At 45.6% G+C, this 16,023-nt stretch carries 13 protein-coding genes; 8 read left to right on the plus strand and 5 right to left on the minus strand.

Going from position 1 to position 16,023, the window contains the following annotated elements; translation table 11 throughout:
* The first annotated feature begins 201 nt into the window (after positions 1-201).
* From lolC to lolE, 3 genes are read left to right on the plus strand one after another with little or no spacing between them, the layout of a single operon-like run.
* A complete protein-coding gene (gene lolC / locus VER99_RS04815) occupies positions 202-1,410 on the plus strand; it encodes a lipoprotein-releasing ABC transporter permease subunit LolC (RefSeq protein ID WP_029791328.1) in 1,209 nt (402 codons plus the stop codon).
* Positions 1,403-2,110: a lipoprotein-releasing ABC transporter ATP-binding protein LolD gene (gene lolD / locus VER99_RS04820; protein WP_020332845.1), complete on the plus strand. Its 708-nt coding sequence runs from the start codon at positions 1,403-1,405 to the stop codon at positions 2,108-2,110. The genes lolC and lolD overlap by 8 nt, the downstream gene beginning before the upstream one ends.
* 2 nt (positions 2,111-2,112) lie before the next feature.
* A complete protein-coding gene (lolE, locus tag VER99_RS04825) occupies positions 2,113-3,357 on the plus strand; it encodes a lipoprotein-releasing ABC transporter permease subunit LolE (RefSeq protein WP_024372710.1) in 1,245 nt (414 codons plus the stop codon).
* A 152-nt stretch (positions 3,358-3,509) separates the two neighbouring features.
* Here lolE and VER99_RS04830 read toward each other — a convergent pair whose 3' ends face one another.
* Complete coding sequence (locus VER99_RS04830) at positions 3,510-4,019, minus strand: DUF2062 domain-containing protein (RefSeq protein ID WP_014231286.1); 510 nt, start codon at positions 4,017-4,019, stop codon at positions 3,510-3,512.
* A gap of 8 nt (positions 4,020-4,027) precedes the next feature.
* On the opposite strand from VER99_RS04830, the gene VER99_RS04835 reads away from it, so the two are divergent.
* The 5 genes from VER99_RS04835 to kdsB are packed head-to-tail and all read left to right on the plus strand — an operon-like array spanning position 4,028 to position 9,995.
* Complete coding sequence (locus VER99_RS04835) at positions 4,028-6,286, plus strand: DNA internalization-related competence protein ComEC/Rec2 (protein WP_024372711.1); 2,259 nt, start codon at positions 4,028-4,030, stop codon at positions 6,284-6,286.
* A 31-nt stretch (positions 6,287-6,317) separates the two neighbouring features.
* Complete coding sequence (msbA, locus tag VER99_RS04840; protein ID WP_014231288.1) at positions 6,318-8,066, plus strand: lipid A ABC transporter ATP-binding protein/permease MsbA; 1,749 nt, start codon at positions 6,318-6,320, stop codon at positions 8,064-8,066.
* 3 nt (positions 8,067-8,069) lie between these two features.
* Complete coding sequence (gene lpxK, locus VER99_RS04845) at positions 8,070-9,077, plus strand: tetraacyldisaccharide 4'-kinase (RefSeq protein WP_020332849.1); 1,008 nt, start codon at positions 8,070-8,072, stop codon at positions 9,075-9,077.
* The gene (locus VER99_RS04850; protein WP_014231290.1) at positions 9,058-9,237 is read left to right on the plus strand and encodes a Trm112 family protein; all 180 of its coding nucleotides are present in this window, start codon (positions 9,058-9,060) and stop codon (positions 9,235-9,237) included. Before lpxK ends, VER99_RS04850 begins: the two co-directional genes overlap by 20 nt.
* The gene (gene kdsB, locus VER99_RS04855; RefSeq protein ID WP_014231291.1) at positions 9,237-9,995 is read left to right on the plus strand and encodes a 3-deoxy-manno-octulosonate cytidylyltransferase; all 759 of its coding nucleotides are present in this window, start codon (positions 9,237-9,239) and stop codon (positions 9,993-9,995) included. The genes VER99_RS04850 and kdsB overlap by 1 nt, the downstream gene beginning before the upstream one ends.
* 86 nt (positions 9,996-10,081) lie before the next feature.
* Here the strand turns inward: kdsB and VER99_RS04860 are convergent, their stop codons facing one another.
* From VER99_RS04860 to VER99_RS04875, 4 genes are all read right to left on the minus strand, one after another.
* Positions 10,082-11,641: a SpoVR family protein gene (locus VER99_RS04860; RefSeq protein WP_014231292.1), complete on the minus strand. Its 1,560-nt coding sequence runs from the start codon at positions 11,639-11,641 to the stop codon at positions 10,082-10,084.
* An 11-nt stretch (positions 11,642-11,652) separates the two neighbouring features.
* Positions 11,653-12,924 carry a YeaH/YhbH family protein gene (locus VER99_RS04865; protein WP_014231293.1) on the minus strand — a complete coding sequence of 424 codons (1,272 nt, stop codon included), beginning with the start codon at positions 12,922-12,924 and terminating at the stop codon, positions 11,653-11,655.
* Positions 12,925-12,973: 49 nt separating this feature from the next.
* Positions 12,974-14,908, minus strand: coding sequence for a PrkA family serine protein kinase (locus VER99_RS04870; RefSeq protein WP_020332851.1), 1,935 nt, complete (start codon positions 14,906-14,908; stop codon positions 12,974-12,976).
* Positions 14,909-15,396: 488 nt separating this feature from the next.
* A complete protein-coding gene (locus tag VER99_RS04875) occupies positions 15,397-15,897 on the minus strand; it encodes a YfbU family protein (RefSeq protein ID WP_014231295.1) in 501 nt (166 codons plus the stop codon).
* Between the last annotated feature and the right edge of the window lie 126 nt (positions 15,898-16,023).

Consider the following 16,023-nt stretch of genomic DNA (forward strand, 5'->3'; position numbering starts at 1 on the left):
GAGTAAGGCACTGATTATCGCTAACTGAATGAAGTTATCAAGTTTACCGGTTTTTTGGCCTGAACTTTTTGCTTTAAATGCGGACTTATTGCATGTCGTTGACAAATTTAGCGATTATCTTGTCTTTTTCACCAGAAGAGTAAGGTAAGATAGCCGACAAAGTTTAGTCTTATATCAAAACAGCCGGTTGGTTTGTCTTATATGTATCATCCTATCTCATTATTTATTGGTTTGAGATATCTTCGGGGTCGCTCCGGAGATAGGTTTAGCCGATTTGTTTCCTATATGTCGACCGCAGGCATCACAATCGGAGTGATGGCGTTGGTGACCGTTCTGTCCGTAATGAATGGTTTCGAAGCGCAGCTTAAAGAACGCATTCTTGGTGTACTTCCTCATGCTGTGATTTCTCAGAGCGACGGCAATACACCATTGACTGAAACAGCACCTGAATTTATTCAGAACATTTCAAAGGTCGCGAAGCCTGAACCTGTCGTTCGTGGCGAAGCCGTTATTCAAAGCTCCGCACAATTGACTGCGGGGTATTTGATTGGGATTGAGCCTAAAAAGGGAGACCCAATCGCTAACCACTTAATCGCTGGTCGACTCTCTGCTCTAGAAGCAGGCGAATACCAAGTGTTTTTGGGACATAGCCTTGCCCGTTCTCTGAAAGTTTCTATCGGCGACAAAGTTCGCCTTATGGTGACAAACGCGACGCAGTTTACGCCAATTGGCCGTATTCCCAGCCAGCGTAACTTTACGGTTGCTGGCATTTTTAATACCGGCTCTGATGTTGACGGGCAGCTTATGATCGTCAATATGACCGATGCAGCCAAGCTGATGCGATTACCGCAGGATACCGTTTCTGGCTGGCGTGTCTTTTTCTCTGATCCGTTTATGGTGACGGATTTTTCTGATAAACCAATGCCAGAGGGATGGCAGTGGAGCGACTGGCGTGCCCAGCGTGGTGAACTTTTTCAGGCAGTAAAAATGGAAAAGAACATGATGGGCTTAATGCTGGGGCTGATCGTTGGTGTTGCAGCGTTTAATATTATTTCTGCGCTGATCATGGTGGTGATGGAAAAACAAGCCGAAGTCGCGATTCTTAAAACTCAGGGTATGACCCAAACGCAAGTGATGACGATCTTTATGGTTCAAGGCGCAAGCAGTGGTGTGATTGGTGCGATTGTTGGTGGTTTGGCGGGCGTGACGTTATCTCTCAACTTAAATCCGATTCTTGAGGCGGCTGGTGTCGCGTTGTTCTCTTTTGGTGGCCGTCTGCCAATTTTAATTGATTCATTTCAGATTCTGTTAGTGGTGGTATTGGCAATTGCTCTGAGCCTGGCCGCGACAGTTTACCCTTCTTACCGAGCATCTTCTGTTAAACCTGCTGAGGCACTTCGCTATGAATAAGCTATTAGAATGTCGTGATATTCGTAAAGTCTACCGAGAGGGTTCGTTAGATACGGAAGTGCTTAAAGGTGTCAGCTTTGATATTGAGAAAGGTGAGCTGGTTTCTATTGTTGGTTCATCGGGTTCGGGTAAAAGCACTTTGCTGCATATTCTTGGTGCGCTTGATGATGCGACGCACGGCGAAGTGGACTTTTTAGGTCAAAACTTGTCGTCACTCGGTTCAAATAAGCAAGCTGCATTGCGAAACAAGCACCTCGGTTTTGTGTACCAGTTTCATCACTTGTTGGCTGACTTTACGGCGTTGGAAAACGTAGCAATGCCACTTTTAATAGGCGGAACGAAAGCCCCGGAAGCGAAAGCGGCAGCACAAGCGTTGTTGGATAAAGTCGGTCTAGGTCACCGTATCGATCATCGTCCATCGGAGTTGTCTGGTGGTGAGCGTCAACGTGTGGCGATTGCGCGTGCGCTGGTCAACAAGCCAGACTTGGTGCTGGCTGATGAGCCGACAGGTAATCTGGACCATAACACCGCGTTGTCGATCTATGACCTGATGCGGGAGTTAAACCAAGAATCGAACATCGCCTTTTTGGTAGTGACACACGATAACGAACTGGCTGCGAAGATGGATCGCCAAATGCACATGCAAGACGGTTTGCTGGTGGATCGTTTAACGAGTCAAGCATCTGTGGCGGAGGGCTAATTTTGTTTTCATCTTTAGCATTAATGATCGGTGGTCGTTTTAGTCGCGCGAAAAAGCGTAACAAGATGGTCTCGTTCATTTCTTTGTCCTCCACCATTGGCATTGCCGTTGGTGTCGCCGTCATCATCATTGGCCTGTCTGCGATGAATGGTTTTGAGCGAGAATTACAGTCGCGAGTATTGTCGGTGATTCCACATGGTGAGTTAGAGGGGGTAGATGGCCCGCTGCAGAACTACTCCAAGACCATGAATCAAGCCTTGAAGCATAAAAATGTGGTTGCGGCTGCACCCTATGTTCGCTTCACTGGGTTAACAGAGAAGGGCAGTAAACTCAAAGCGGTTGAAGTACGCGGGGTGGAACCTTCATTTGAACAAGCCGTCTCCAATATGTCTGACTTTATCGACCCGGATGCGTGGCAGAACTTTTACGCGGGTCAGCAGCAGGTGATTTTAGGCCGGGGTGTAGCGACTGAGTTAAATGCCGAAGTTGGTGACTATGTCACGTTAATGATTCCCCAAACGGGCACGGGGACAAAAGTTCAGGCACCAAAGCGTGTTCGTGTACAGGTTATAGGTTTCTTGACCTTGAATGGCCAGATTGATCACTCTCTTGCGTTAGTGCCATTAGCGGATGCTCAGCAATATGCCCGTTTAGGAGATGGTGTTACTGGTGTTTCGCTGAAGACAAACGATGTCCTTAACGCACCGGAAATTGTTCGTGAAGTGGGCGGCCTTATCGATGTGTATGTTTATCTGAAAAGCTGGCAGCAACAGTTTGGTTTTCTTTACCGTGATATCCAGTTAGTACGGACGATCATGTATCTGGTGATGGTGCTGGTGATAGGCGTAGCGTGTTTCAATATCGTCTCGACCTTAATGATGGCGGTTAAAGACAGAGCGGCAGAAATTGCAATTCTCAGAACCATGGGCGCAAAAGACAGCCTGATCAAGCGAATATTTGTCTGGCAAGGCGTATTTTCTGGCGTGCTGGGTAGTTTGGTCGGCAGCGTTATTGGTGTTTTAGTCGCCTTAAACCTAACGCCGCTTATCACAGGATTAGAGCGACTGATAGGACATCATTTCTTATCTGGTGACATTTATTTTGTTGATTTCTTACCATCACAACTGCATTGGCCGGATGTCGCTTTGGTGTCGATTACGGCAATTGTTCTCAGCTTGTTAGCGACTTGGTATCCTGCTTCTCGCGCGGCTAAGTTAAACCCAGCTGCGGTTTTAAGTGCGAAGTAAAATCAAAGCAGGCAAAAAACAAAAAGGACCGAATTCGGTCCTTTTGTGTATTTGCTATCAGGTTAACATGCCTGAGCGACATTGCTTTTCAGGTTAAGCGTTATCTGCCCCTCATCAGCTAATCAGAGTGCTGAATTTTTTGTGCCGACGACTTATCTTACTTTACGTTTATTCCAGCTACGGGCTACAGAGTAGCGCCATACTCCGCGAATGCCAAAGTAGCCGATGATAGCTGAGACGACGCCACATATCATACAGCCGAGCAGGAATGGTGGTCCGATAGTATGCATTTGCTGCATGATAAATTCCCACGATAGCTCAAAGTGAAATGGTTGCGGAGGAACATGCATAGCCCATGCGCCAATCTTGTAGGCGAAGTAGAACAAAACCGGCATCGTAATTGGGTTACTAACCCAAACTAGAGCAACAGAAAGCGGTAAGTTGACACCCATTAAAATGGCTAAACCTGCCGCCATAATCATTTGGCTAGGAAGCGGTACAAACGCCATAAAAAGACCAACGGCAAACGCGCCAGACGCAGAGCGACGGTTAAGGCACCAAAGGTTCGGGTTATATAGGACATTGCCGAAGACTTTTAATGCTTTTTGACGTTTGATCAACTCGTGATCTGGCATGAAGCGTTTTATCAGCTTTCTAGGCATAGGACTGCATGACTCTCTCAGAAAAAAGTTGCACCTTGGCGTTATTTGTCGCAAGCATTGTCTCATCGGCATGGTGGCCGATAATGCCAGATTGGCGCTGGCTGCTGCTGGGAATAATTACCACTGGTTCAATAATTAAATTACGTCGTGGCTTAATTAGCATAGGCGTAATTTTGGGCTTAATGGTAGTCATCATCCACGGCAATGTATTGGAGTATCAGCGACAAGCCCTTTTTAATGTAGGGGAGAATAGTACCATAACTGGCAAAGTTGACAGCTCTTTTAATCAAATAAGTCATGGATATGAAGGACTCGTGACGATAAAACAAGTGGATGATCAAAGTCTGTTACCTTTTCTTAAACCTAAAGTCCGTTTTATCACCACCTTTCCTATCCCTGTTAACAGTGAATTTACGACCACGGCTCAGGTAAAGCCCATTATTGGGTTACGTAACGAAGCGGGCTTCGACGCTGAAAAGCAGGCAATGGGAAGTGGTATTTTAGCCAGAATGATTGTGACTGGCGATGCGCACTGGATTATTCGTAACGGAAGTTCTGTACGTCAGTCGATAATCAACCTGGTAATGGATGATATTTCCCATCTAGACCACTTTCCGTTAATCAGTGCTCTGGTATTTGCTGATAGAAGCTGGCTTTCTGGTGATGACTGGCAAGGGCTGAGAGACAGTGGATTATTGCACCTGGCCTCTATCTCCGGGCTGCACATTGGAATGGCTTTTAGCTTTGGTTTTTTGCTCGGTGTCAGTGTTCGCTCCGTTATCCCGCGTTATCAAGTGGTGCCTTCAATCACGGGGTTAACCGTCGCGCTGTGTTATGCCTGGCTCGCTGATTTTTCTCTGCCAACCACTCGCGCCGTATCGGTTTGTGTCATCTACATTGTTCTAAAATACTTTTTGGTTCACTGGAGTACCTGGCGAGTGTTGCTCCTGGCGGTTGCTTTTCAGTTACTTATTCAGCCTTTCGCATCATTTAGTATGAGTTTCTGGTTGTCTTATCTCTCTGTGGGTATGGTGCTGTTGGTCATTAACTTTGTGCGGTTCAATAACAGTAGCTGGCGAGGAAAACTGCGAACCTTGTTTGTGACTCAACTTGCCTTGAGTGTATTTGTCATACCTATCAGTGGCTATTTTTTCTCTGGCTTCAGCTTATCGTCCATCGCTTATAACCTTGTGTTTATTCCATGGTTTGGGTTTGTCGTCGTTCCTTTAATGTTTATCGCGTTATCTACTTCTTTATTACTACCCGCATTCTCGCCAATAGTTTGGCAATTGATGGATTTCTCTTTATGGCCGTTAAGTGAATCTCTTCAGTATGCCTTTGGTACGTGGCAACCATTGTCGATAGAACTTACGTGGATACTGTTTTCTCTCTGTACTTTCTTGGTTTTGAAGCGGTTATTGCTTTGGCAGGGTTGGTTATTGCTGTGCGTTATTACCATCATCGTTTCAGGTCTAAATGGACGAAAAAGTACCAGTTGGCGAATCGATGTTCTCGATGTCGGTCATGGTCTTGCCATTCTGGTAGAAAAAGAGGGTAAAGCTCTGATTTACGATACTGGAAAATCCTGGCCTGAGGGCAGTGTTGCGGAGCAGGTGATTATACCCGTGTTACATCGCAGAGGATTTAGAGAGGTTGATACCTTGGTTCTCAGTCACTCGGACAATGACCACGCAGGAGGGAGGCAAGTGATTGAAACGCACCTCAAGCCGAGCCATAAACGCAGCAGCCAAGATTTTAGTGGGTATCAACCTTGTGTGAGCGGTGATAATTGGACGTGGCAGCAACTCGATATCGAAGTGCTCTGGCCACCCCAAATGGTCACTCGAGCCTACAACCCTCACTCGTGTGTCTTTAGACTCAGAGATCGAGAATCTGATTTTTCCATGCTGTTCACGGGCGATATTGAGTCGATTAGTGAGTGGATACTTCTTCGTGAGCCTGAAAAATTATCTAGTGATGTGATGCTCGTTCCTCATCACGGTAGCAAAAGTTCCTCCAATCCTCTTTTTATCCATGCAGTCTCTCCAACATTAGCGGTAGCATCACTGGCGAAAAATAATCAGTGGGGAATGCCTGCTGACAAGGTAGTGACCTCGTATCTCAACGCAGGGGCGCTATGGCTTGATACTGGTGAGGGTGGACAAGTTACTATCCGAGTAACGAAAGATAAGTGGGATTTTGTAACCAAACGCAGTGATACATTTGAGCCTTGGTATAGGCAGATGCTGCGTAAGGGGTTAGAATGAGAGTCTTAATGTAAGAAAATAAAGCACTTCTATGTCGATAAATACTGATGAAACGACTTGGCAGACGTTTAAGCGTCTATGGCAATTTATTCGCCTTTATAAAGCTGGTCTAATCGTTGCTATCATTGCATTAGTTATTAATGCTGTCTCAGACACCTATATGATCTCCTTACTAAAACCTTTGCTTGATGAAGGTTTTGGCAGCGCTGAGTCTGATTTCCTGCGCACTCTTCCGTTGATAATTTTTGCCATGATGTTTATTCGTGGTACCAGTGGATTTGTCTCCGATTATTGCTTGAGCTGGGTTTCTGGCAACGTCGTCATGCAGATACGACGTCTGGTATTCAACCACTTTATGCATATGCCCGTGTCTTACTTTGATAAAGAAAAGACAGGCAACCTGTTGTCTCGTATCACTTATGATTCAGAACAAGTCTCCGCTGCAACGAGCCGTGCTTTAGTGAGTATTGTTCGTGAAGGGGCGAGTATTATTGGTCTGTTGACGCTGATGTTTTACAACAGTTGGCAGCTATCATTGGTTCTTTTTGCGGTAGCGCCGGTTGTCGCATGGGGGATTGGCGTTGTCTCTAAACGCTTTAGAAAGATCTCCAAAAATATGCAAACCATGATGGGTAACGTAACCGCTTCTGCAGAACAAATGCTGAAAGGGCATAAAGTTGTACTGAGCTATGGTGGCCAGGATATCGAACGTCAACGATTCGAAAAAGTCAGCAACCAAATGCGTCAGCAAAGCATGAAACTGGTGACGGCTCAGGCAGCTGCGAACCCTATCATCCAGATGATCGCATCCGTTGCGATTGTGGCGGTACTGTACTTGGCGAGTATTGACTCCATTAAAGAGCAACTGACTCCTGGTACGTTTACCGTAGTATTTTCAGCGATGTTTGGTCTGATGCGTCCGCTTAAAGCACTGACTAACGTGACCTCTCAGTTCCAACGCGGTATGGCTGCCAGCCAAACGTTGTTTGCTCTTATCGATCTTGAACCTGAGAAGAATGAAGGTAAGCACAAGGTTGAGCGTGCGAATGGTGATATTTCTGTAAAAGACATCACTTTCACCTACGAAGGTTCAGAAAAGCCTGCACTTGAACATGTTAGCTTTGATATTCCTCGGGGTAAGACGGTCGCTCTGGTCGGTCGTTCGGGGTCTGGTAAGAGTACCATCGCGAACTTATTCAACCGTTTTTACGATGTGGACAGCGGTGTGATTGAGCTTGATGGCCACGATATCCGTGAATACGAGCTGAGAAACCTGCGTGAACAGTTTGCTTTGGTTTCCCAGAATGTTCACTTGTTTAACGATACGATCGCAAACAACATTGCTTACGCAACCGAAGATAACTTCCAGCGCAGTGATATTGAAAGAGCGGCTGAGCTCGCACATGCAATGGAGTTTGTCAGCAAGATGGAGCACGGCCTCGATACCATGATTGGTGAAAATGGTGCGAGTCTTTCAGGTGGTCAGCGTCAACGTATTGCCATTGCGCGCGCATTGCTGCGTGATGCACCAGTGTTGATTTTGGATGAGGCTACTTCGGCACTGGACACCGAGTCGGAGCGTGCGATTCAGGCTGCATTAGATGAGCTGCAAAAAGATAAAACCGTGCTAGTGATTGCTCACCGACTGTCGACGATTGAAAAAGCCGATGAAATCCTCGTTGTTGATGATGGTGCGATTGTCGAGCGTGGTAATCATGCTGACCTGATCTCAAAAGACGGTGCGTATGCGCAATTGCACCGAATTCAGTTTGGCGGTTAAGCGGTGATTGAAAAAATCTGGTTTGAAAACCACCCATTAAAATATCTCTTGTGGCCGCTTTTGTGGCCACTGAGTTTGTTATTTGGTGCAATCAGTCAGTCGAAGCGAAAACAATACCAGCAAGGGAGCAAACAAGCGTATCAAGCCCCTGTACCTGTTGTCGTAGTCGGTAATATTACCGCTGGCGGAAATGGTAAAACGCCGGTTGTGGTCTGGCTGGTGGAGCAATTACAACAGCTAGGTTACAAGCCGGGTGTTGTCTCACGCGGTTATGGCGCTAAAGCACCTCACTATCCACTCGTTTTAGATGTTGATACGCCCGCGAAACATTGCGGTGATGAGCCTAAACTTATTTATAATCGCACTGGGGCTCCCGTTGCCGTTGATCCGGTGAGAGCAAATGCGGTTAAAGCGCTGTTGGCGACTGGCGTTGATATTGTGATCACGGATGATGGCCTCCAGCATTACGCATTAGCGAGAGACATTGAGTTGGTGATCGTTGACGGCAATCGACGCTTTGGTAACGAAAGTCTGATACCTTTGGGTCCTTTGCGAGAAAGTGTTGAAAGGCTAAAAGAAGTCGATTTCGTGATTACGAATGGTGGTCAGGCTAAACAAAGTGAAATCGCGATGTCACTGGCGCCGGAGAAGGCGATTAACCTGAAGACGAAACAGCAAGTTGAAGTCTCAGAGTTAAACGACCTGGTAGCGTTTGCAGGCATTGGCCACCCACCGCGATTTTTTCATACACTGGATATGCTGGATGCTGACGTCAAAGTCACCAAAGGGTTTGCAGACCATCAAGATTTTGATCAGCAAGAATTAGAAACATTGGCTCAACAAGGAGCCAATGTGATCATGACAGAGAAAGACGCCGTCAAGTGTCGTGAATACGCACAAGATAATTGGTGGTATCTGCCTGTATCTGCTCAGTTTGCAACAAGCGATGCAGAGCGAATTTTAAATAGAATAAAAGAGGTTAAAGCGACTTATGGATCATCGTCTGCTTGAGATTGTAGCTTGCCCTGTGTGTAAAGGTAAGCTGACGTACGATAAAGATAATCAAGAGCTGATCTGCAAAGTGGATCGTCTTGCTTATCCGATTAAAGAAGGCATTCCTGTTCTGCTTGAGCCGGAAGCAAGAACCATGAGCATGGATGAGGGGCGTTAATGTCTTTTACAGTCGTTATTCCCGCTCGTTACTCTTCTAGTCGCTTACCGGGCAAACCGTTGGCTGATATTGGTGGTAAACCGATGGTTCAGTGGGTTTACGAACAAGCCATGCAAGCCGGTGCTGAAGATGTCATTATTGCAACCGATGACGAACGTGTTTCTTCTGCGGTAGAGCAGTTTGGTGGAAAAGTCTGCATGACGTCACCAAACCATGAGTCAGGCACTGAGCGTTTGGCTGAAGTGGTTGAGAAAATGGCGATTCCTGCAGATCACATCATTGTTAATGTACAAGGTGATGAACCATTAATCCCACCATCAATCATTCGTCAAGTTGCTGATAATCTCGCAGCTTGTGATGCTCCAATGGCAACGCTTGCGGTAGAAATTGACTCCGAAGATGAAGTCTTCAACCCAAATGCGGTAAAAGTGGTGGCGGACTCGCGCGGCTATGCCATGTACTTTAGCCGAGCAACGATTCCATGGGATCGTGACAATTTTGCCAAGCAAGATAAAACCATTGCTAATCCGTTGATGCGCCACATTGGTATTTATGCTTACCGCGCAGGTTTCATTAATACTTACATCAACTGGGCACCAAGTGCGCTAGAGCAAATTGAATGTCTTGAGCAGCTTCGCGTACTTTGGTATGGCGAAAAAATTCATGTTGCGGTAGCGAAGGAAGCTCCAGCAGCAGGTGTTGACACTCAAGCAGACTTAGACGCCGTAAGAGCGATAGTCGCTAACGAAGCTAAGTAACCGCTGCAGTTTCACTGTAATAAAAAGGCTCCAATCTTGGAGCCTTTTGCTTTTGAGGTATTGCTTAGGGGTTAAAGGAATCGGTATCAGATGTTGTTGTCGTATTGGTTACGCTTAGGGCACGTTGCCAGCGTTTCTCTATGACCTGTATCTTTCACTTCTTGGAGTACAACGTCAAATCCCCATATACGATATACGTGCTTCAATACTTCTTCATAACTGTCATCCAATGGGATGCGATTGTGAGGAACATATTGAAGTGTTAATGAACGATCACCACGGACATCAACATTAAAGACCTGAATATTAGGCTCAAGGTTCGATAGGTTATATTGCGCTGCGAGCTTTTCTCTGATGCTCTTATAACCGCTCTCATCGTGAATCGCCGATATTTCGATGAAGTTTTTATGGTCATCATCTTTGATAGCGAACAGTTTAAAGTCACGTATCAATTTAGGTGACAGGTATTGGCTGATAAAACTTTCATCTTTGAAGTTATGCATTGCAAAGTGCACTGCGTCTAGCCAGTCGGTACCCGCTAAATCTGGGAACCATTCCTTATCTTCATCAGTTGGCTCTTCACAGATGCGTTTGATATCGCGGAACATGGCAAAGCCGAGCGCGTAAGGGTTAATGCCGCTAAAGTAAGGGCTGTTATACGCAGGCTGCGCTACTACGCTGGTGTGACTGTGTAAGAACTCTAGGATGAACTTTTCAGACACCAAACCTTCGTCGTAAAGATGGTTAAGAATGGTGTAATGCCAGAACGTTGCCCAACCTTCGTTCATCACCTGAGTTTGCTTTTGTGGGTAGAAGTATTGGCTTATCTTACGCACAATACGGATGACTTCACGCTGCCATGGCTCGAGTAGCGGTGCATGTTTCTCAAAGAAATACAGTAAGTTTTCCTGTGGTTCACTTGGGAAGCGCTCTACGATGTCCTCTTCTTTGGTTTTCGACCTAGGCACGGTTCGCCACAGATCATTAATTTGTGATTGCAGGTACGCCTCACGCTCTTCTTGACGCGCTTTCTCTTCCGTAATGGAGATTTTTTCTGGACGTTTGTATCTGTCGACCCCGAAGTTCATCAATGCATGACAAGAATCGAGAAGTTTTTCAACTTCCAGAACACCATAGCGTTCTTCACACTCTGCCAGGTATTTTTTTGCGAACAATAGATAATCAATGATAGAGCTTGCGTCTGTCCAAGTCTGGAACAGGTAGTTACCTTTAAAGAAAGAGTTGTGTCCATAGCAGGCATGCGCCATCACCAGCGCCTGCATAGTCACCGTGTTCTCTTCCATTAGATAGGCGATACAAGGGTTGGAGTTGATGACTATCTCGTACGCCAAGCCCATTTGGCCGTGTTTGTAGTTTTGCTCTGTCTGAATGAATTTCTTACCGAACGACCAGTGGTTGTAGTTGATCGGCATCCCAATGCTTGAGTATGCATCCATCATTTGTTCTGACGTGATGACCTCAATTTGGTTTGGGTAAGTGTCGAGGCGATAGTGCTCAGCGACACGTTTTATCTCTTTGTGGTATCGCTCCAGCAACTCGAAGGTCCAGTCGGGACCATCAGGTAGCAACTTGCTACTGCGCTTTTTTGGAGCTTTACCAGAGAGGTTTTTCGTTGCGGTACTCATCGCTAGCCTCCTTACGCCGTTTCTTTGTGGAATAGTTCACGGAAGACAGGGAAGATATCCTCAACAGAGCGAATATTTTTCATTGCAAAGTTAGGAAATTCCTCGGTGAGTTTTTCATACTCATGCCACAAAGTTTGGTGAGAACGACGTGTGATCTCAATATATGAGTAGTACTGACAGTTAGGCAGTAACTTATCCACTAATAAGTCACGGCATCTCGGTGAGTCATCCGCCCAGTTGTCGCCATCGGATGCTTGGGCTGCATAAATGTTCCACTGTCCGACAGGGTAACGAGCTTTGATTATCTCATCCATGAGTTTTAGAGCACTGGATACAATGGTACCCCCCGTTTCCTGAGAGTAGAAAAACTCGTGCTCATCCACTTCTTTTGCCTGTGTGTGGTGGCGAATAAACACCACTTCCACGTTTTCATAGGTACGAGTCAGGAATAGGTAAAGCAGTACGTAGAATCGTTTTGCAATATCCTTGGTTGCTTGATCCATTGAGCCTGACACGTCCATTAAGCAGAACATGACGGCCTGGCTGGATGGAACAGGGCGTTTCTCGTAGTTTTTGAAACGTAAGTCGAAAGTATCAATAAACGGAACACTGTCGATTTTCTTACGCAGTTCGGTTATTTCCCTCTTCAACCGGGTCTCTTCAAACGGTTGAGCAGGCTCCATATTTTTAATACGTGAGAGCTCATCCTCAAGTTCTTTGAGAAGTCGCTTTTTACCTGCTGTCATGGCCGTTCTTCGAGCCAGAGATTGTTGGAGTGAGCGCACAACAGCAATGTTAGAGGGGATACCCGCAGTCTGGAAGCCAGCACGATGTGTTTTCCACTCGGTAATTTTTGCTATTTGGTTTTTCTCTAAATTCGGCAGCTCGAGATCTTCGAAAAGAATATCCAGATATTCGTCTTTCGAGATTTGGAATACAAATTCATCCTGACCTTCGCCGTCTGGACTTGCGTTACCTTCGCCAGAGCCACTGCCTTGGCCTCCTGATTTTGGACGCTCGATTTTGTCACCAGTAATGAACTGATCGTTACCTGGATGGACACGCTCACGTAGCCCACCTTGACCTTGATGAAAAATCGGTTCGGTTATGTCTTTATGCGGTATCGATACGTCTTCGCCCGTTTCCGTATTCGTGATCGAGCGTCGATTCACTGCGTCTGCCACCGACTCCTTGATTTGCTCTCTATGGCGCTTCAAGAAGCGCTGTCTGTTAACAGCGCTCTTGTTCTTGCCATTGAGCCTTCGGTCTATAAATTGCGCCATGAAATAGCCCTCTTCATGTTTCACACAAGCGACCTAACTCAACATTTGGTTAGGATGACTTACGTACTCGTAGGTACCACTCAGAAAGTAGGCGAACCTGTTTCTCGGTATAGCCTTTTTCCATCATGCGAGCGACAAAGTCGTCATGTTTCCTCTGATCTTCAGAAGAGGTTTTCGCATTAAATGAGATAACCGGAAGAAGTTCTTCAGTGTTGGAGAACATTTTCTTCTCGATAACTGTGCGCAATTTTTCGTAGCTGGTCCAAACCGGGTTCTGACCATTGTTAGTGGCTTTCGCACGAAGCACAAAGTTGACGATTTCGTTTCGGAAATCTTTAGGGTTAGAAATACCGGCTGTTTTCTCGATCTTCTCTAGCTCTAAGTTGAGTGAAGCGCGGTCAAATAGCTGGCCAGTTTCTGGATCGCGGTACTCTTGGTCCTGAATCCAGAAGTCTGCATAAGTCACGTAACGGTCAAAGATGTTCTGACCATACTCAGAGTATGACTCTAGGTACGCGGTCTGAATTTCTTTACCAATGAACTCGACGTAGCGAGGTACGAGGTATCCTTTCAAGAACTCAAGGTATTTTTCTGCCGTTTCTGTTGGGAACTGTTCACGTTCAACTTGCTGTTCAATGACGTAGAACAGATGAACTGGGTTCGCGGCTACTTCGGTTTGGTCGAAGTTAAATACACGCGACAGAATCTTAAACGCGAAACGAGTGGACAGGCCGCTCATGCCTTCATCAACCCCGGCGTAATCACGATATTCCTGATAGCTTTTCGCTTTCGGATCGGTGTCTTTCAGGGTTTCACCGTCGTATACCCGCATTTTAGAGAAGATGGACGAGTTTTCAGGCTCTTTCAGGCGTGAAAGAATACTGAATTGCGCCAACGTTTCTAACGTGCTTGGTGAACATGGTGCTTGTGACAGTTCACTGTTTTCGAGAAGTTTTTGGTAAATTTTCACTTCTTCAGAAACACGTAGACAGTACGGCACTTTCACAATGTACACACGGTCAAGGAATGCTTCGTTGTTTTTGTTGTTACGGAACGTTTGCCATTCTGATTCGTTCGAGTGCGCTAAGATCATGCCATCGAATGGAATCGCAGACAGGCCTTCCGTGCCGTTAAAGTTACCTTCCTGAGTCGCAGTTAGTAGCGGGTGAAGTACTTTAATCGGTGCTTTGAACATCTCAACGAATTCCATCAAGCCTTGGTTCGCTTTACACAGCGCGCCAGAGTAGCTGTAGGCATCTGGATCGTCTTGAGAGTAATGTTCAAGTTTACGGATATCGACTTTACCTACGAGTGATGAAATGTCTTGGTTGTTTTCATCGCCTGGTTCGGTTTTCGCTACCCCGATCTGGTCGAGGATAGAAGGGCGGACTTTGACTACTTTAAATTTGGTGATGTCGCCACCAAACTCATGCAGACGTTTGGCTGCCCAAGGAGACATAATGGAGCGTAGGTAACGCTGTTCAATACCGTATTCTTTTTTCAGGATTTCGCCATCTTCGGAAGCTTTAAAGAGGCAGAAAGGATGGTCATTGACCGGACTGCGCTGACCATTCGCGGTAAGCACATAAATTGGCATTTGTTCCATCAATGCTTTTAGTTTTTCTGCAAGTGATGATTTACCACCACCTACTGGACCGAGTAGGTAAAGAATCTGTTTGCGTTCTTCTAAACCTTGAGCAGCATGTTTTAGATATGAAACAATTTGTTCTATCGCATCTTCCATGCCATAGAAATCTTTAAATGTTGAGTAACGCGCTATAACGCGGTTTGAGAAGATCCGGCTTAGACGTGGATCTTTGGCTGTATCGATTACTTCTGGCTCACCGATGGCCATCAGTAGGCGCTCTGCTGCATTAGCGTATGCGCTTTTGTCATCCTTACACAGGGCTAGAAACTCCTGTAACGACATCTCTTCATCTTTAGAAGCTTCATATCTGGATTGATAGTGGTCGAAAATACTCATGTCGCTTTCCCCTTTAATAGTCAGTCTACCGACGAACGTTGATGAAGGCTTACTCACCTGTTGTCATGCTCTTGGTTGTCTGAATGTATACGTACTGACCTCTGATTTGGTTTGTACAGGACGTAAGTTATGCGACACCAAAGACTTTGCTTTAAGTACAGATTTATCATCACAACGGTGAGCGGTGGATTTGAATCATTCAATCACAGCCTTTCTCTACTTAAGCCTAGTCGGGGATTTGCAATTTTGCTTAACAATTATGAATTTATTGTAAAAGTGGCATATTTATCACTCTTGCATAAATGGCAGGATTGTGTGGTGTGTTCAGTATTGATAAATCAAATGTTTGGCATCAGGTGGCCAATGTTAGTGATTCATCGTTAGCCTTGGAGAAAGATTGAGAAAATTGCTCTGACGTGAAAAAGATAATGGGCGATAAGGCAAATAAAAAGGAGAGCCACAGCTCTCCTATTCAATGGTTTGTATAACTAGGCACTGAAGATTTGTGCCAGCTCGTTAGGACATAGGTGGTATTGACGAGGGCAGTTACGCCATGTTTGCAGCATACGACGGTATTTCTCTAGCATTGGCATTTGGCTGTTGAAATGGTGATCTGCTTTGTCAAATTGTGGGTAAAGGCCTTCAGAGTCAACTAGAAAACGTACGTAATGTACTTGTTGCGCTTCCGAAGCGATATCGAATCCCAAGAACTGTAGGCGACGTTGGTCGACTTTGCCTTTCTCGTCACTGTCGAGGAGGTTGTTAGACTCTTGCATCGCGTGATACATCTCCATAATGTCGATGATTTCACGACATTCTGCTTCTGTAATACGGCCAAAGTCTTTGTTTAATTCGCACATTTGTAGTTCATAACCACGCTCGACGATTGTCTGTAAGCGTTTGTATTTTGACGCATTACTTGGATCGAGTTGAGACATTAGGTTGTACTGGTTTGATAGAATCAAACGTTGAGCGTTTGACATTTCCATGATGACCTCACTAAATAATCTAATACATTTTTAATGTGCTTAGGTTAACGCTTCAGACACGTGTGAAACATGATCTCAACACATATTTAATATGAAAAAATGACAACAAATTCTCAATTTATCTAG

Origin of the sequence: Vibrio natriegens NBRC 15636 = ATCC 14048 = DSM 759 (assembly GCF_035621455.1) — a bacterium.
Taxonomy (GTDB): Bacteria; Pseudomonadota; Gammaproteobacteria; order Enterobacterales; family Vibrionaceae; genus Vibrio; species Vibrio natriegens.